We start from the raw sequence: 16,621 nt of genomic DNA on the forward strand, positions 1-16,621 counted from the left end.
CGACAACGCGTCGGGGGCGGCTCCTGGCGTGCGCTGGTCAGCCGGTGTTGCGCAGGCCCGCCGCGACGCCGTTGACGGTCAGCAGCAGGGCGCGGGACAGCAGCGGGTCCGGCTCCTCGCCGCGCGCGGCGGCCTCCCGCTGCCGGGCCAGCAGCGTGACCTGGAGGTACGAGATCGGGTCCAGGTACTGGTCGCGGATCCGGAAGGTCTGCGCCAGCACCGGGCTCGCCGCCAGCAGCTCGGACTCACCGGTGAGCCGCAACACCTCGCGCACCGTCAGCTCGTGCTCGGCCTCGATGGCGTCGAAGACGTGCTTGAGGTCGTCGGGGACGAGCGAGTCGACGTAGTGGCGGGCGATCCGCAGATCGGTCTTGGCCAGCGTCATCTCGACGTTGGACAGGAAGTTGCGGAAGAAGTGCCACTGCCCGAAGGCCTCGTCCAGCACCCCGTCGAGGCCCGCCTCGCGCGCCGCCTTCAGGCCCGAGCCGACGCCGTACCAGCCGGGGACGATCTGCCGGGACTGCGTCCAGCCGAAGACCCACGGGATCGCCCGCAGGCCGTCGAGCCCCGCGCCGGAGTCCGGGCGGCGGGACGGGCGCGAGCCGAGGTGCAGCTCGCCGAGCTGGTCGACCGGGGTGGAGGCGAAGAAGTACTTCGGCAGGTCGGGGTCGTCGACGAGCTTGCGGTAGGCGCCGTTCGCCGCCTCGGAGACGATGTCCATCGCCGCGTCCCAGCGCGCCAGCGCCTCGTCGGACTGCCGCGGCGCGGTGTGCAGCGCGGACGCCTGGAGCGTCGCGGCGACGGTCAGCTCCAGGTTCTCCCGGGCCAGCGACGGGATCAGGTACTTGTCGGAGATGACCTCGCCCTGCTCGGTCACCTTGATCTCGCCCTCCAGGGTGCCCCACGGCTGCGCGAGGATCGCGGTGTGCGAGGGGCCGCCGCCGCGGCCGACCGTGCCGCCGCGGCCGTGGAAGAGCCGCAGCCGCACGCCGTGCCGGTGCGCCACGTCGCGCAGCCGGCGCTGCGCCCGATGGATCTCCCACTGCGAGGTCGTGATGCCGCCGAACTTCGAGGAGTCGGAGTAGCCGAGCATGACCTCCTGCACATCGCCGCGCAGCGACACCAGCCGCCGGTAGGACGGGTCGGAGAGCATCTCGTCCAGCAGCTTGTCGGCGATCTTCAGCTCGACGGTGGTCTCCAGCAGCGGCACGATGCCGATCTTGGCGACACCCGCGTGCAGGTCGATCAGCCCGGCCTCGCGCGCCAGCACCGCGGCCGCGAAGACGTCGTCGGAGCCGAAGCACATCGAGATGATGTACGACTCCATCACCTCGGGGCCGAAGCGCTCGAAGGCCTCGCGCATCGTGTGGAAGACGCCGAGCGTCTTGGCGCCGGCGGCGTCCAGCGGCGCCGGGGTCGGGGCCAGCGGGCGGCGCGAGCGCAGCTCCTTGGCGAGCAGCTTGCGGCGGTAGTCGCGCGGCATGTCGGCGTAGCGCCAGGACTCCTCGCCGAGCCGGTCGAAGAGCTGGCCCAGCGCGTGGTGGTGGGCGTCGGCGTGCTCGCGCACGTCCATCGTGGCGAGCTGCAGGCCGAACGCGGACAGGGTGCGGACGGTGCGGTCCACCCGCCCGTCGGCGATCAGGCCGCCGCGGTGGGCGCGCAGCGACTCCTGGACGAGCTGGAGGTCGGTGAGCAGCGCGGCCGTGCCGAGGTAGTCGCGGCCGGGGACGTGCGGGGTGCCGGTGGCGAGCCGCTCGCGGGTGTTGATGAGCTTCTGCCGGATGCAGGTCGCCTTGAGGCGGTAGGGCTCCTCGGCGTTCAGCCGCTTGTAGCGCGGGCTGATCTCGGGGAGCGCGACCAGGTCGGTGGCCAGCGAGTCCAGCAGCTCGTCGCTCGCGCCGGAGTTGCGGATCGAGTTCGACAGCGCGCCGCGCAGGTCGTCGACCAGCTCCAGGGCGTCGGTGATGCCGTGCTCGTGCTGCAGGATCAGCACGTCCCAGGTGACCTCGGGGGTCACGTTGGGGTTGCCGTCCCGGTCGCCGCCGATCCAGGTGCCGAAGGTCAGCGGGCGGGTCTCCGGCGGCAGCGGCACGCCGACCCGCTCCAGCTCCGCGGCCAGGTCCTCCAGCACGTCGCCGACCGCGCCGGCGTGCAGCTCGTCGAGGTAGTAGATCGCGTTGCGCGCCTCGTCGGCCGGCTCCGGGCGCACGACCCGCAGCTCGTCCGTCTGCCACAGCAGGTCGATGCTCTCGGCCAGCCGCAGGTCGGCACGCCGCCGGTCGCCCGTGCTGCCCTCGCCGTTGCCGTGCCCGTCCTCCAGCAGCTCGGCGATGCGGCGCAGCTTGTTCAGCACCGAGCGGCGGGCGGCCTCGGTGGGGTGGGCGGTGAAGACGGGGCGGACGTTGAGGTTGCGGACCGTCTCGCGTACGTGCTCGGGGTCGCCGTCCTTGAGCAGGTCGGCGGTCTGGGCCAGCAGGCCGCCCTCGACGGCGCGCCGCGAGCGCAGCTCGCGCCCGCGGTGCACCTGCTCGGTGACGTTGGCGAGGTGGAAGTAGGTGGAGAAGGCGCGGACCAGCTTCGCCGCGGTCTCCAGATCGGTCTCCCCGAGCAGTGCGGCGGCGGCCTCCCCGTCGCTGCGGGTCAGTGCGCGGACCTTCTCGACGAGGTCGAGGAGCTCCTGTCCTTCCTGGCGCACCAGCGTGCCGCCCAGCAGGTCTCCCAGGCGGCGGATGTCGGCACGGAGGGCGGAACTGCTGGCGGTACTGCTGTCCGGGGCGGTGTCGGCGCTGCTCACAGGTGCGGCTCCTTGTGCAGGGGTGTGTGGACGGCGTACTCGCGGACCGCGCTGTCCGGCCGTTCCAGGATAGGTCGCGGCTCGTCCGCCGAGACGCCCAGCCCACGTGCCGGACACCGGGGCGCCCGTCAGGGGTGCCGCCGGGGTGCCGTCGAGGTGCCGGAACAGCGCCGGAACCGCCCCGGGTCCGCGGCCGCGGGGCGCGGCTGGTACGTGCCCCTTACGTCCGGGCGCCCACCGCATACGCTGGACGCCATGAGTACGACGGGGGCGCACGTACCGGACGACGGCGCCGGGGGAGGCGCGGCAGGCGGCACAGCGGCAGCGGTGCTGCTCCCCACCGGATGGTGGTGGTGGCAGCGGCGGCGCAGTTTCCTGCTCGACGCGCTCCTGGCCGCGGTCTCCGCGATCGAGTGCGCCTTCGAGGGCGGCACCTTCGCCGACCGCATCGGCGTCCCCGCCTTCCTCGGTGCGCTGGTCGGCGTCCTGGTCGGCGGGGTGCTGCTGCTGCGGCGCCGGTGGCCGGTCGCGGTGGTGCTGGTCGGCATAGCGATGACGCCCGCGCAGACCGGCTTCCTGCTCTCCCTCGTCGGCCTCTACACCCTCGCCGCCTCCGAGGTGCCGCGCCGCATCACCGCCGCCCTGGCCGGGATGAACGGTTTCGGCACGATGCTGGTCGCCGTCATCCAGTTCCAGGACAACCTGGACAACTCCGACGACGGCAGCGCGCTGCGGATGCCCGTCACGCTCTTCGTCTCCATCCTCATGGCACTCGGCCTCACCGGCCCGCCGGTGCTCCTCGGCCTCTACGTGCGCGCCCGGCGCCGCCTCGTGGAGAGCCTGCGCGAGCGGGCGGACGGCCTGGAGCGCGAGCTCGAACTGCTCGCCGAGAAGGCGGCGGAACGCGCCGAGCGGGCGCGGGCGGAGGAGCGCACCCGGATCGCGCGCGACATGCACGACGTGGTCGCGCACCGGGTGAGCCTGATGGTCGTGCACGCCGCCGCGCTCAAGGCCGTCGCCCTCAAGGACCCGCACAAGGCCTCCGCGAGCGCCGAGCTGCTCGGCGACATGGGACGGCAGGCGCTCACCGAGCTGCGCCAGATGCTGGGGGTGCTGCGCACCTCGGAGGCCGCCTCCCCGGCCGCCGCCCCCGCGGCCGTACCGGACCGGCCGCTCTCCCGGGAGGAGGAAGAGGGCCCGACGCTGGCCCGCCTCGCGGCCCTGGTGGAGGAGTCCCAGGCGGCGGGCATGGGGGTCGAGCTGACCGTCGAGGGCGCGAGGCGCCCGTGCGGCGCGCGCATCGAGGCGACCGTCTACCGCGTCGTCCAGGAGGCCCTGACCAACGTCCGCAAGCACGCGGTGGGCGCCAGTGCGGTCGTGCGCCTCGCCTACCGCGAGGCCGAGGTCGCCGTCCTCATCACCAACGGCCCCTCCGACGGCACCTCGCAGACCGCCCTCCCGAGCGGCGGCCACGGCCTGACCGGCATGCGCGAGCGCGTCACCTCCCACGGCGGCGGCTTCGCCGCGGGCCCCACCCCGGACGGCGGCTTCCGCGTCTCCGCCATGGTCCCCCTCCAGAACGCCTGACCCGTACGACGCGGGGCAGGGGCACGGACGGCGCGGCCCTCAGGACGGGGGGCGCGGGTCCCGGCCGGTCAGCGACGCCAGCGCGGTGCGGATGTGCGCGAGATGGGCCCTGATCTCGTCGCGCCGCACCTCGTGCTCGCGCAGGATCCGCTCGCTCTCCCTGCGCACCCTCTCCTCGTGCGTCCGCGCCTGCGCGAGCACCGCCGCGGCCCGCCGCTCCGCCTCCGCCTCCCGCGCGCGCAGCACCTCCTCGGCGGCCGCGCGCTCGCGGTGCGCCGCGTCGAGCCGCCGCTCGGCGTCGGCGAGCAGCTCGCCGAGCCGGCTGTCGGCCCCCGCCTCGCGCTCGGCGATCTCCCGCTCCAGCGTGTCCAGCCGGGTGCGCCGCTCCTGCTCGCCCTCCGCCGCGCCGCGTTCCGCGTCGTGCCGTACGGCCTCCAGGGTGCGGCCGGCCTCGCCGCGTACCGCCTCCGCCTCGGCGCGCGCCCGGCCCAGGATGTCGGCGGCCCGCGCGCACGCCGCGTCGAGCATCCGCTCGGTCTCGTCCTCGGCGGCGGCGAGCCGCGCGGAGGCGGCGGCGCGGGATTCGTCCTGGAGGGTGCGCCGCGCGGTCTCCGCGGCGTCCCGCGCGTACTGCGCCTCGGCCTCGGCCCGTTCGCGCACCGCCGCGGCCTCCTCCTCGGCGAGCCGCAGCAACTCCTGCGCGCCGGGGCCGAGGGCGTCGAAGGCGGAGGCGGGGAGCGCGTCGAACTGCTCGCGCAGCGCCGCGTGCTCGGCCTCCATCTCGTTCGCGAGCTGGCCGAGCCGGGTGGCCCGCTCCCATGCGGCGTCGCGGTCCTCGGACAGCGCTTCCAGGAAGCGGTCGACCTGCTCGGGCCGGTAACCGATGCCGCGCCCGCGCACCCGCCGGACGGGTCCGGCGCCGCCCGTCTCCCCGGCGCCCCCTGCCGGCCCGGCGTCACCGGCTTCCCGGACGCCCGCGCCCGCCGGAGGCGTGCCCGCCGATGCGGTCGTGTCGCTGCCCATGCGTCTGCCCCTTCGCCGCCGGCCTTCCGCGTCCCGCTGCCGCGCCCATCTCCTCTTTATGTCTTATGTCCGAATTGTAGGAGGCGGGGTGCCCCGCCCGCGCGCCTCCCGCGGGCATTCGTGCACCGGCCCTCCGGCACAGTCCTACCCGGGGCCTGCCCGTCATCTACCCGCCGCTTACCCGGCGCCTACCCGGAAAACGGCCGGGGCCGGGCGGAAGGGCCGAAAGCCCTCCCGCCCGGCCCCCGGCGGCGAGCCGCCGCCGTGCCGTGCCCGTGCCGTACGCCGCTACAGCAGCCCGTCCCACATCTGCTCGATGAGCACCGACCACCAGTTGTCGGGCGAGGCGATGGCCGCCGGGTCCTGCGCGGCCAGCTGCGCCTGGAAGTCCACCGTCCAGTGCCCGGCCTGCTCGGGCGTGAGCCCGATCCGCAGCCGCCACATCCGCCCGAGCAGCGCCATGCAGCGGGCGAATTCCGGCAGGCTCGAATTGACGAACTGCGGTGCCGCGGGCGGCGATCCGGCCGGACCCCCCTCGAGCGGCAGCGCGACGATCTGCGCGGTGCCGTACTGCACGCACAGCTGGCGCCCGAAGTCGTTGCCCATCACCAGGTACGAGCCCGCGTCCGCGGCCGGCTGCACGCCGCGCCCGGCGGCCAGCTCGGCGAGCGTCGGCACCGGCTGACCCGGCTGCGCCTGCGCCCAGAAGAACGGCCCGAAGTCCACCGGCAGCCCCGCCCACATCAGGGTCTGGGCCACGATGTCGGGCACGCCCTGCCGCGAGACGGCGCGCTGGTCGAAGCGGAAGACGCCCTGCGGGCCGAACGCGCCCGCCAGCTCCTGCCCGATCACGTCGAGCCCGACCGGCGGCACCCGCAGCACCGTGTGCGCGTCGGGCATCGGCACCCGCTGCGGCTGCGGGCGCGCGGGCGCGCCGGCCACCTGGTGCAGCTCGCCCTGGTGCGTCAGCAGGTGCTGGACGCCCTGGCGGCGGCTCGCGTGGTCCCTGCCGTAGGGGGCGGTGTGGCTGATCCGCACCTGCGGCCAGGTCTCCCGGATCATCCGGGTGCAGTAGCCGCCGGGCAGGTCGCAGGACTCCAGCTCGGTGTGCAGTTCGAGCACCTGCTCGGGCCGCACGCCCGCCGACCGCAGCTCGTGCAGTATCTGCCACTCCGGATGCGGGGTGCCCGGCGCCGACCGCCGGATCATCTGCTGCTCGCTCCCGTCGGCGCCGCGGTAGCGCAGCACCGCCATGTAGCCGGGGCCCACCGTCGGCACCCCGGCGTTCGGCTGCGGATAGCCGTACGCGGGCGCGGGCGCGGGGGCGGGCGGCGGGGTGCCGGTGCCCGCGGCGAAGGGTGCCGGGGGCGGTGGCGGGGTGCCGCCTCCGGCGGCGGGTCCGGCGAGCATGGTCGCGGCGTAGTGCGGGTCGTTGCTCGCGGGCGGCGGCGGGGGAGTGGCTGCGGCCCCGCCCCCCGCGTACGGCGGGGGCGGTGGCGGCGTGCCCGTTCCCGCGGCGAAGGGCGCGGGCGTGCCGGTGCCGGGTCCGGCGAGCATGGTCGCGGCGTAGTGCGGGTCGTTGCTCGCGGGCGGGGGCGTGCCCGTGCCGCCCGCGTACGGGGCGGGCGGGGGCGGCGGGGCGCCCTGGCCCACCGGCGGGGGCGCGGCCGGACCTCCCGCGTACGGCGCCGGGGGCGGCGGCGGGGTGCCCCCTCCCACGGCGGGTCCGGCGAGCATGGTCGCGGCGTAGTGCGGGTCGTTGCTCGCGGGCGGCGGAGTGCCGGTGCTCCCCGCGTACGGAGCGGGGGGCGGTGTGCCCTGCCCCGCGTACGGCGCCGGGAGTGGCGTGCCCTGCCCCGCGTACGGCGCCGGGGGTGGCGTGCCCTGGCCCGCGTACGGCGGCGGCGTCCCCTGCGGCGCGGAAGGCGCGGACGGCGCGGGGGGAGCCGGCGGGGTGTGGCGTACCGGCGTGGCCTTGGCCGTCTCCATGCCCGCGATGTCCGCGGCGCCCTGCCCGCCGCCCTGCGCCATCGGCGGGGGCAGCGCTACGGCGGGGCCGTCCGGCGCGGGATAGGCGGAACCGCCCACGGTGTGCGGCACCCCGCCCTGCGCGGGCGGCGGCACCGGCGGCCCGGACTGCTCCGGAGCGAGCGGCGCCGGCGGCATCCCGCTGCCCGCGGGCAGCAGTTTGGTCCTGGCCTCGGACGTCTCCGGCGCGGGCGGCGCGTCGGGGCGGTCCGCCCCGCTGATCGGCGGCGCGAAGACGGTCGCGGGCATGGGGACGGACTCGCCCTCGCCGGTGTCGCTGACCGTCTTGCCCGCCCAGCTCCCGCCGTCCTGCGGCTCCTGGGGCTCCTGCGGTTCGTGCGGTGCGGGTGCCGGGTACGCGGCGTCCTGCGGCTGCTCCTGCGCGGGCACGCCGGACTGCCGCACGTAATCCACGCCGCCCGACTGCCCGTCCGCCCCGGTAGCGGGGACCGCTTCGGCGGCCGGCCGCCGTGTGTAGTCGACGCCCCCGGCCGAAGCCTCGCCGGAGCCGGAGCCGGAGCCGGAGCCGGAGCCGGAGCCGGAGCCCGTACCCGACCCGTCGGCGGAGCCGGACCTGCGGTCGGGGATGCCCATCCGGTCGGCGGCCTCCTGGAGCCACTCCGGCGGGCTCAGCAGGAAGGACGTCGCCTCCAGGTCGATGCGCTGCGGCGGCTCGGGCGCCGTGTCCTGCGGCATGGCGCCGTACTCCTCCTCGTAGCGGCGGATCAGCTCGCCGATCGGCAGCGGCGGCCAGAGCGTGGCCTCGCCGCTGTCCCGCGCGACGACCACCCGCAGTTGCGAGCCGTCGTCCGCCGGGCCGTCCTCGCGCGGCTCCGCCCACACGACGAAGCCGAGGTCGAACTCCCTGACCCGGATCTCGCGGTGCTCGTACGGCGGCACATCGCCGTTGATCCACCGCTCGGCGCGTTCCTGCGCCTGCGCGAAAGTCACCATGGCCGGCTCACTCCTCCACCGGGACGGCGGTGGCGAAGCCGCCGTCCACCATCAGATTCGCCACCGTCGCCAGCTCCGGCGGATTGCCCGCGAGCCGCAGCAGGAACGCGTCGATCGACTCGCCGCAGGGCAGCAGCAGTTCGGCGACCCGGTCGGCGGGGGAATCCCAGCCGTCGCCGTCCCGTGCGTCGTCGTAGGGGCAGAACCACACCGTGCCGGTGTCCTGGCCCTTGACCTTCACCGCGAGCAGTCCGCCCTGGACATAGCCGACGGCCAGATAGTCCTTGGTCAGGTGGTCGCGCAGGCACTTGTTGACGTACACCAGGTCGTTGACCGCGGCGGCGTCGCGCACGGTGAAGAACGGCTGGTCGATGAGCAGCCCGAGATCCGGGTCGAGGGCCACCCCGCGCGGCGCGCAGCCGCCCGCGGCCTTCAGGAAGGCCCGGTAGGAGCCCGGCAGCCGGTAGCCCAGCTCCTCCTCGACGTCCCGCACCTGCGCCTCGGTGACCGAGACGGCGTCGATGGGCAGTTCGAAGTGCACCGGCCGGGTCTCCTGCAGCGGGCGGGTGCCGCGTTTGGTGTGGTCGGCGACGGAGTTCGCGAGCCCGCCGTGGTGCCGCAGCAGCGCCTTGACCTCGGCGGGGACCAGCTCCAGACGGCGGGAGTCCGCCACGTGGTGCCACGTCCAGCCGTGCGGGGTGGCCACCGGCGGCAGGCTGGCCCACAGTTCGTGGCCCGCGGTGTGCAGGGCGGCGTTCGCCGACACGTAGTCCGTCAGCCGCAGCTCGTCGATGCCGAAGCCCTCGGGCGGCTCGGCTATCTCGGCCGCGGCGCGGGCGAACGGCGAGAAGTCCGGGTGCCCTTCCGCGTCGACCCACACGCCCTGCGGGTAGCGCGACGCGCGCACCGGGTCGGGGAAGTGCACGGTCTGGCCCGCGTAGGCCACGTTGGGCGGCGCGGTCCGGGACTCCGCGCCGGAGCCGGGGGGCGCCGCCCCCAGCCCTTGCCGACCTGTCGTCATGACTGCTGCCCCCTGGTGCGTACGGCTGATGACCACAGCCTAGGGCCTGCGGCATGCCCGTTGACCGGCCAGTCGCCCGGTTGTGGACAACTCGTGGACCGCCCCGGCCGCCGGGCCGCCCGCCGCGCGCCGGCGGCGGTCCCCGGCCGGCCTCAGCTGTCCTTCGCGGCGTCCCGCAGCTTGGCCGCCTGCTTGAGCACGATCGACGCGCGCAGCTGGGCGGGCTTGTGGTCGGCCCGCACCGTCTCGTAGGACGCGGTGGTGTCCCCCACCCTGACGACCGTCACCAGCGCCTCGCCCGCCGCGCCCTTGGAGGTGTCGCCGATCACGTACGCCACGCGCTGGTCGCCCAGTCCCGCGTCGGCCGCCGCGGAACGCACGGTGAAGTGGGTGGTGACGCCGCCGCGCACCACGGAGTAGGAGTGGCAGGTGGCGAGGGCCGCGGTCAGGTCGTCCAGCACCTTGGCCGCGTCGCCCTTCTTGTAGGAGGCGATGACGGTCAGCGAGATCGTCTTGGCGCCCTTGTCCTTGCCGGTGGCGTCCGTGGTGTCGGTGACCATCGCGCCGGTGTACACCTGCCGCCGGTATTTCGGCTGGCTGGTCCACTGCTCCACGATCGGCTGGCAGGCCGCGGTGTCGGCCTTCTGCGCGTCCCCGAGCAGCTGCTGCTTGGTGCCCGCGGGCAGCACCTGCACATGCGGTACGTCCGTCGAGGTGAGCAGCGCCGCGGTGAGCTTCGTCGTGCTCACCGCGCCCTTCCCCACCCCCGGGGTGTCCTTGCCGCTGTCGCCGCCGCCCCCGCAGCCCGCCGCGAGCGCGAGGACGGGCAGGAGCGCGGCCGCGGCCACGGCGCGGCTACCGGCCGGTAGGCGATGGTCTGCGCGGATCGGCATCGATGCTTTCCCCTGTGTCGTTGCGGCAAGGCCCGCGTGGCGCATCTCCCCGTCCCGGGGGCGGCCTCCCGCGGGCGTCGGCCCGTTGCCGCGCGACTCTACGGCAACGGGCCCGGCACCTCCCCTGTGGGGCTGCTCACATCGCGGTCACTTGCGGGCCGCGAGCGCCTTCTTCAGCTTCTCGGCCTGCTTGCGCTCCGCGTCGACGGGCAGCGGGCCCGCGCCGCCCGCGGACTTCACCGACACGTACATCGTCACCGTGTCCCCGGTCTCCACCACGGACAGCAGTGCGGCGCCCGCCTTCTTGTCGGCGGTGTCGTTCATGATCCAGGACACCGCCTTGTCGCCGACCGGCACAGCCGGGCCCTTGGAGATGGTGAAGGGCGTCTTGGCCCCGGAGCTGTCGGTCGCGGTGAAGCCGGTGCAGGTCGTCAGCGCGGTCTTCAGCTCCGCCATCACCTTGTCGGCGTCGCCGGGCGCGTGGCTGGCCACCAGCATCTGGTTGATGATCTCGGGTGTCGCCCCGGACTTGTCCGTGGTCTTGGCGAAGGCCGCGCCGACGAAGGCCATCCGGTGGATCTTGGGATTGCTGCTCGTGACGTCGGCGAGCGGCTGGCAGGCCGGCTTGTCGGCGGTGAGTCTCGACGTGTCGGACGTGTCGGCGGTCTGCGAGGGCTGGACGGTCCAGCCGGGCAGGTCCGAGTCGGTGATGAGCGCCTTGCTGAGCTGGTCCGTGGTCAGCGGGGCCTTGCCGCTGAGGACGCTCGGCGACGCGGAGTCGGGCTTGGCGGAGTCGTCGCCCGAGGAGCAGGCGGCGGCGAGCAGCAGCGCGGGCAGCGCGGCCGCGACGAGGCGGAGCCGGGTGGTGTGCATGGGGGTCACATTCCTGGTTCGGCGGCGTTGTGGGGGGACCCGCTGCGACGGGCCGACTGCTGATCCTCCCCGCCCTTCCTGTGCCACGTCCATGCCGCGTCGGTCCGGTGCCCTTCCCGCGTCCGCCGAACTCCCGCGCCGTGTGCGGACGGTAACCGCTCCTTCCCCGTACGCGGCCGCGCAACGCCCACCGCGCGCCAGCCGTTCGGGGGGTCCACCGCCGTCCTGTTGTGACGTTCGTATGTTCGCCGTGTACGCACTGTGCCTGCTGTGCCGGAATTCGGACACCGGACGGTGACATGGCCCACACACAATGAGCCCGCCGACGTGTTCGCTTCCCCATCGCGCGACGCGTTTGGCAGTCTGATCGGCATACGGGGGATCGCCCGCTCGCGCGGGCGGACGGAGGGACGCACGTAGAACATGACAACTCATTTCCTGGCGACGGGGGGCGCGGACCCCAGGCTGAACTGGGGCGCGCCGCGGCCCCCGGACGGCCCGCCGCGGCTGCGGCACCGAAGAGACGGCATCCTGCCCGCGGTCGCGGCCGCGCTGTCCATCCGCGACGAGGTGCTCACGTGCACCGGCGCCAAGGGCGACCTGCCGCCCGTCCTGCATCCGATCGTGCAGGAGTTCCTGGACGCGCTGCCCGCGACACAGCGTGAGCGCTTCACCGGGCGCTGCGCGGAACCGGTGCTGATCTCCCGCCATCTGGCGGCCGTCGAGGGGCAGCGCGGCAAGCGGGCCGCGCGCCGCCCGCTGACGCAGGGTGAGGCGCGCAAGGCGCTGCGCGGCGCGCGGCTGACGGCCCGCCGGATACGCGAGGACGGCGACCCGGCGCACGGCACGTACGCGCCGCCCTGCCGCTCCTGCGCTCCGCTGCTCGCGCACTTCGGCGTGCAGGCCGTCGACCCGGCCGAAGGGGCATGACCCCCCGATGTCAGCGAGCGCACGCTTTCCCGCCGCCGTCGACGCCGCGCTGCGGGCCGGCGGCTGGCAGCCCGGGCGGTGGGACATCAAGCAGGCCGAGGAGTGGGCGGACCTGCTGCGCGGCCATGTGTCGCCCGGCGGCCACCGGCACTGCGTCTTCCCCGCCGCCGTCGAGGCCTGGGCGGAGTTCGGCGGGCTGGCCTTCCCCGCAGCCGCGGGGCCCGGGCAGCACACCGCGCCCACCGCGGTGACCGTGGACCCGCTGCGCGGCCTGCACCTGGCCCGTACCTTCGGCGACCTCGGCCGCGCGCTGGAGACCGAGGTCAGCCCGCTCGGCGAGGAGCCCGGCACCGGGACCCTGCTGGCCATCGACGCCGAGGGCCGGGTCTACGGCATCGACCACGCCGGGGACTGGTACGCCGGCCCCGACATCGACCTCGCGCTGGCCGCCCTGCTCGGCGGCGGCCGCACCGTGCGCCTGACGCTCGCGGCGTCCGGCGCGAGCGGCCCGTACGACGGCCCGTACGACCAGGCGGAACCCGGGCGACCCTGAGGCCGTCCGGGCGTACCCCGGGGCCGCTGCCCTGCACTTCGGCGCCGCCGTCCCCGACCGCGGGATGACCCGGGGCGGCGGGACCCCTAGGGGGCGGTACCTACTTTTGGCATGGACCGGTTCGTTCCGCCGGATGACGTCGGCGTTCCGGCGGTTGCCTACGGTCATAGGGCGGGGTGGGGATATCCCCACCCGCAAGACGGAGACCTTCCCCAATGTGCGGCGGAACGGCCTCCGGCAGGCTGATGGACATCACGACAGCCCGACATACGACGACGCAGGAGTAACAGTGACAACGGCAGTGACGATTCCCAGGTCCGGGGGCAACGGAGAACGTTCGGCTGTTGCCGCTGCGGGTCGCTCGGTGACGAAGGCGTACGGCGCGGGCGAGACCAAGGTCGTGGCCCTGGACGCGGTCGACGTGGACATCGCCCGCGGCAAGTTCACCGCGATCATGGGCCCCTCGGGTTCCGGCAAGTCCACCCTCATGCACTGCCTCGCGGGCCTCGACACGGTCACCTCCGGGCGGATCTGGGTCGGCGACAGCGAGATCACCGGCATGAAGGACAAGAAGCTCACCCAGCTGCGGCGGGACAAGATCGGCTTCATCTTCCAGTCCTTCAACCTGCTGCCGACCCTGAACGCGGCGGAGAACATCACGCTGCCGATGGACATCGCCGGCCGCAAGGTCGACCGCGACTGGTTCGACCGGGTCGTGGAGACGGTGGGCCTGGCCGGCCGGCTCAAGCACCGCCCGACCCAGCTGTCCGGCGGCCAGCAGCAGCGCGTGGCCGTCGCTCGCGCCCTGGCCGCCCGCCCCGAGATCATCTTCGGCGACGAGCCGACCGGAAACCTCGACTCGCGGGCCGGCGCCGAGGTCCTCGGCTTCCTGCGCCGCTCGGTCGACGAGCTCGGCCAGACCATCGTGATGGTCACCCACGACCCGGTCGCCGCCTCCTACGCCGACCGCGTCCTCTACCTCGCCGACGGCCGCATCGTCGACGAGATGGCCAACCCGACCGCCGACTCCGTCCTGGAGCGCATGAAGTCCTTCGACGGACGCGGGAGGACGTCGTGACCGTCCTGAAGACATCGGCGCGGAATTTCTTCGCGCACAAGGGCAGAATGGCCCTCTCGGCGATCGCCGTCCTGCTGTCGGTCGCCTTCGTCTGCGGCACCCTGGTGTTCACCGACACCATGACCGCCACCTTCGACAAGCTCTTCGGCTCCACCGCCTCCGACGTCACGGTCAGCGCCAAGAAGATCGACGACGAGCAGGCCACCGGCATCCCGGACACCGTGCCCGCCGCGCTCCAGCAGCAGCTCGCGAGGGTGCCCGGCGTCGCCAAGTCCGACCCCGACGTCACCAGCGACGAGGTCACCGTCGCGAACGCGAAGAACGAGAAGATCGGCTCCTCGTCCGGCGCCCCGACCATCGTCAGCAACTGGGACCCGACCGAGACCAAGGGCGTCGAGCTGTCGTCGGGCCACCTCCCGCAGAGTGCCACCGACGCGGTGATCGACGCCGACACGGCGAAGAAGAAGCACGTCGCGATCGGCGACACGCTGCGCGTCATCGCCGCGCCCGGCGACTTCGACCTCACCGTCAGCGGCATCGTCACCTTCAAGACCACCAACCCCGGCGCGACCGTCCTCTACATCGACACGGCCACCGCGCAGACCAAGCTGCTCGGCCGCTCCGACGCGTACACCGGCTTCGGCCTCACCGCCGCCAAGGGCACCACGGACGACCAGCTCAAGAAGAACGTCAGGGCGGCCGTCGGCACGGGCTACACCGTCGACACCGCGGCCGAGACGAAGAAGAAGGACCAGGACGACCTCGGCGGCTTCCTGAACTTCATGAAGTACGCGATGCTCGGCTTCGCCGGGATCGCCGTCCTCGTCGGGATCTTCCTGATCGTCAACACCTTCTCCATGCTGGTCGCCCAGCGCACCCGGGAGATCGGCCTGATGCGGGCCCTCGGCTCCAGCCGCGGCCAGGTCAACCGGTCGGTGCTCATCGAGGCGGTGCTGCTCGGCCTGACCGGCTCGGTGCTCGGCATCGGCGGCGGCATCGGCCTGGCCGTCGGGCTGATGCACCTGATGGGCAAGGCCGGCATGAAGCTCGACACCTCCGAGCTGACCATCAAGGCCTCCACCCCGCTGGTCGGCCTGGCCATCGGCGTCATCGTGACCGTGGTCTCCGCCTACATCCCGGCCCGCCGGGCGGGCAAGATCTCCCCGATGGCCGCGCTGCGCGACTCCGGCACCCCCGGCGACGCCCGCGCCGGACGCATCCGCGCCGCGATCGGCATCCTGGTCAGCGCCGCCGGCGCGCTCGCGCTGGTCGCCGCAGCGAAGGCGGACAAGGCCTCCGCGGGCGGCGGGATGCTGGGCCTGGGCGTGCTCCTCACGCTGGTCGGCTTCGTGATCGTCGGCCCGCTGCTGGCCGGTGTGATCGTCAGGGCGGTGAGCGCGGTGGTACTGCGCTTCTTCGGCCCGATGGGACGCCTGGCCGAGCGCAACGCGCTGCGCAACCCGCGGCGTACCGGCGCCACCGCCTCCGCGCTGATGATCGGCCTGGCGCTGGTGGCCGGCATGTCGGTGGTCGGCTCGTCGATGGTGGCCTCCGCCGACGACCAGCTCGACTCCTCGGTCGGCGCGGACTTCATCATCGAGGTCGGCAGCAACGGCAACCAGCCCATCACCCCGGCCGCCGAGAAGGCGCTCACCGCCACGCAGAACATCGCGCACTTCACGCACTACACGCTCGTCAACGCCAAGCTCACCCTGCCCGACGGGAAGACCGTCAGCTCCGACCTGAGCGCCGCGGACCCGACCTACCCCAAGGACCTGCGGCTCAAGACCACCCAGGGCAAGCTGCCGGACGCCTACGGCAAGAACGCCATGTCGGTGCCCGAGGGCTTCGCCAAGGACCACCACCTGAAGCTCGGCGACGAGCTGAAGGTCGTCATGACCGGCGGCCGCCCGGCGCAGCTCAAGATCGCCGCGATCACCAGCGACGACACGACGATCGAGCACGGCTCGATGTTCACCAACATCGCCACCGCGCGCGAATACCTGCCGGCCGACAAGATGCCGGGTGACTTCCTGCTCTTCGCCACCGCGGTGGACGGCAAGCAGAAGGAGGCGTACGCCGACCTGAAGGCGTCCGTGAAGACCCACCCGGAGATCGACGTCCGCGACCAGGCCGACTACAAGGACCTCATCCACAGCCAGGTCAACCAGCTGCTCTACATGATCTACGCGCTGCTGGCGCTCGCGATCATCGTGGCGGTCCTGGGCGTGGTCAACACGCTGGCCCTCTCGGTGGTCGAGCGGACCCGGGAGATCGGCCTCATGCGGGCCATCGGCACCTCGCGGCGCCAGATGCGCCGCATGATCCGCCTGGAGTCGGTCGTCATCGCCCTCTTCGGCGCGCTCATCGGCCTCGGCCTGGGCCTCGCCTGGGGCACCACCGGCCAGCGCGTCCTGGCCGCCGAGGGACTCGGCATCCTCCAGATCCCGTGGACGACGATCGTGGTCGTCTTCATCGGCTCCGCGGTCGTCGGCCTCCTCGCCGCGCTCATGCCCGCACTGCGGGCGGGCCGGATGAACGTCCTCAACGCGATCGCGACGGACTAGCCCCTCCGTCCCGCGAGCCCCCGCGCCCCCGCACCCCACCAGGGGCGCGGGGGCGCGCCCTTTCCGCCGCCGCGAGGGCTTGCGGCTGCGCCGCGGGGCGAGCGTTTTGCGCTGCCGCGCAGGGCGGTAGGCCGGGGGCGCGGGGAACTGCGCGCTCAGCCCCCACCGGGGCGCGGGTAGTCACCGGCCCGAAGGGGCAGTTGCTGTCGTTTCCGGACCACCGGCCGGTGGGGGTGGGCCGCGCAGTTCCCCGCGCCCCTCCGGGGCACGGGCCCTACGCAGAGGGCGGACCCCTTGCGCCGCAGGGGTCGCGGGTCCGA

Annotated in this window: 11 protein-coding genes; 5 read left to right on the forward strand and 6 right to left on the reverse strand. The window is 74.1% G+C overall.

Annotated features, from left to right (window positions below):
• Positions 1 to 37: 37 nt before the first annotated feature.
• A complete protein-coding gene (gene ppc / locus ACH4SL_RS03970) occupies positions 38 to 2,794 on the reverse strand; it encodes a phosphoenolpyruvate carboxylase (RefSeq protein ID WP_398441776.1) in 2,757 nt (918 codons plus the stop codon).
• A 255-nt stretch (positions 2,795 to 3,049) separates the two neighbouring features.
• On the opposite strand from ppc, the gene ACH4SL_RS03975 reads away from it, so the two are divergent.
• The gene (locus tag ACH4SL_RS03975; RefSeq protein ID WP_398441777.1) at positions 3,050 to 4,381 is read left to right on the forward strand and encodes a sensor histidine kinase; all 1,332 of its coding nucleotides are present in this window, start codon (positions 3,050 to 3,052) and stop codon (positions 4,379 to 4,381) included.
• A gap of 39 nt (positions 4,382 to 4,420) precedes the next feature.
• On the opposite strand, the gene ACH4SL_RS03980 is transcribed toward ACH4SL_RS03975, so the two are convergent.
• The 5 genes from ACH4SL_RS03980 to ACH4SL_RS04000 all read right to left on the reverse strand — a co-directional run bounded on the left by ACH4SL_RS03980 (position 4,421) and on the right by ACH4SL_RS04000 (position 11,173).
• Positions 4,421 to 5,404, reverse strand: a complete 984-nt coding sequence (locus ACH4SL_RS03980; protein WP_398441779.1) for a cellulose-binding protein — start codon at positions 5,402 to 5,404, stop codon at positions 4,421 to 4,423.
• A 288-nt stretch (positions 5,405 to 5,692) separates the two neighbouring features.
• Positions 5,693 to 8,386 carry an SUKH-4 family immunity protein gene (locus ACH4SL_RS03985; protein ID WP_398441780.1) on the reverse strand — a complete coding sequence of 898 codons (2,694 nt, stop codon included), beginning with the start codon at positions 8,384 to 8,386 and terminating at the stop codon, positions 5,693 to 5,695.
• A gap of 7 nt (positions 8,387 to 8,393) precedes the next feature.
• The gene (locus tag ACH4SL_RS03990) at positions 8,394 to 9,407 is read right to left on the reverse strand and encodes an HNH endonuclease (protein WP_398441781.1); all 1,014 of its coding nucleotides are present in this window, start codon (positions 9,405 to 9,407) and stop codon (positions 8,394 to 8,396) included.
• A 152-nt stretch (positions 9,408 to 9,559) separates the two neighbouring features.
• On the reverse strand, positions 9,560 to 10,300 hold the full coding sequence (locus tag ACH4SL_RS03995) for a hypothetical protein (RefSeq protein ID WP_398441782.1): 741 nt from the start codon (positions 10,298 to 10,300) through the stop codon (positions 9,560 to 9,562).
• Between the two features lie 147 nt (positions 10,301 to 10,447).
• A complete protein-coding gene (locus tag ACH4SL_RS04000) occupies positions 10,448 to 11,173 on the reverse strand; it encodes a sensor domain-containing protein (RefSeq protein WP_398441783.1) in 726 nt (241 codons plus the stop codon).
• Positions 11,174 to 11,596: 423 nt separating this feature from the next.
• Between ACH4SL_RS04000 and ACH4SL_RS04005 the strand changes: the two genes are divergently transcribed.
• From ACH4SL_RS04005 to ACH4SL_RS04020, 4 genes are all read left to right on the forward strand, one after another.
• Entirely contained in the window at positions 11,597 to 12,103 is a 507-nt protein-coding gene (locus tag ACH4SL_RS04005) for a YwqJ-related putative deaminase (protein WP_398441784.1), read from the forward strand.
• Between the two features lie 7 nt (positions 12,104 to 12,110).
• On the forward strand, positions 12,111 to 12,656 hold the full coding sequence (locus ACH4SL_RS04010; protein ID WP_398441785.1) for an SUKH-3 domain-containing protein: 546 nt from the start codon (positions 12,111 to 12,113) through the stop codon (positions 12,654 to 12,656).
• Between the two features lie 289 nt (positions 12,657 to 12,945).
• A complete protein-coding gene (locus ACH4SL_RS04015; protein WP_398441786.1) occupies positions 12,946 to 13,734 on the forward strand; it encodes an ABC transporter ATP-binding protein in 789 nt (262 codons plus the stop codon).
• A complete protein-coding gene (locus ACH4SL_RS04020) occupies positions 13,731 to 16,301 on the forward strand; it encodes an ABC transporter permease (RefSeq protein ID WP_398441787.1) in 2,571 nt (856 codons plus the stop codon). The genes ACH4SL_RS04015 and ACH4SL_RS04020 overlap by 4 nt, the downstream gene beginning before the upstream one ends.
• The last annotated feature ends 320 nt before the right edge of the window (positions 16,302 to 16,621 follow it).

Source organism: Streptomyces sp. NPDC021020 (assembly GCF_044333285.1).
In the GTDB taxonomy this organism is placed as follows: Bacteria; Actinomycetota; Actinomycetes; order Streptomycetales; family Streptomycetaceae; genus Actinacidiphila.

Coding starts and splice junctions, on each gene's coding strand:
- ACH4SL_RS03975 (WP_398441777.1), top strand. CDS start 3,050: ATGAGTACGACGGGGGCGCACGTACCGGACGACGGCGCCGGGGGAGGC.
- ACH4SL_RS03980 (WP_398441779.1), bottom strand. CDS start 5,404: ATGGGCAGCGACACGACCGCATCGGCGGGCACGCCTCCGGCGGGCGCG.
- ACH4SL_RS03985 (WP_398441780.1), bottom strand. CDS start 8,386: ATGGTGACTTTCGCGCAGGCGCAGGAACGCGCCGAGCGGTGGATCAAC.
- ACH4SL_RS03990 (WP_398441781.1), bottom strand. CDS start 9,407: ATGACGACAGGTCGGCAAGGGCTGGGGGCGGCGCCCCCCGGCTCCGGC.
- ACH4SL_RS03995 (WP_398441782.1), bottom strand. CDS start 10,300: ATGCCGATCCGCGCAGACCATCGCCTACCGGCCGGTAGCCGCGCCGTG.
- ACH4SL_RS04000 (WP_398441783.1), bottom strand. CDS start 11,173: ATGCACACCACCCGGCTCCGCCTCGTCGCGGCCGCGCTGCCCGCGCTG.
- ACH4SL_RS04005 (WP_398441784.1), top strand. CDS start 11,597: ATGACAACTCATTTCCTGGCGACGGGGGGCGCGGACCCCAGGCTGAAC.
- ACH4SL_RS04010 (WP_398441785.1), top strand. CDS start 12,111: ATGTCAGCGAGCGCACGCTTTCCCGCCGCCGTCGACGCCGCGCTGCGG.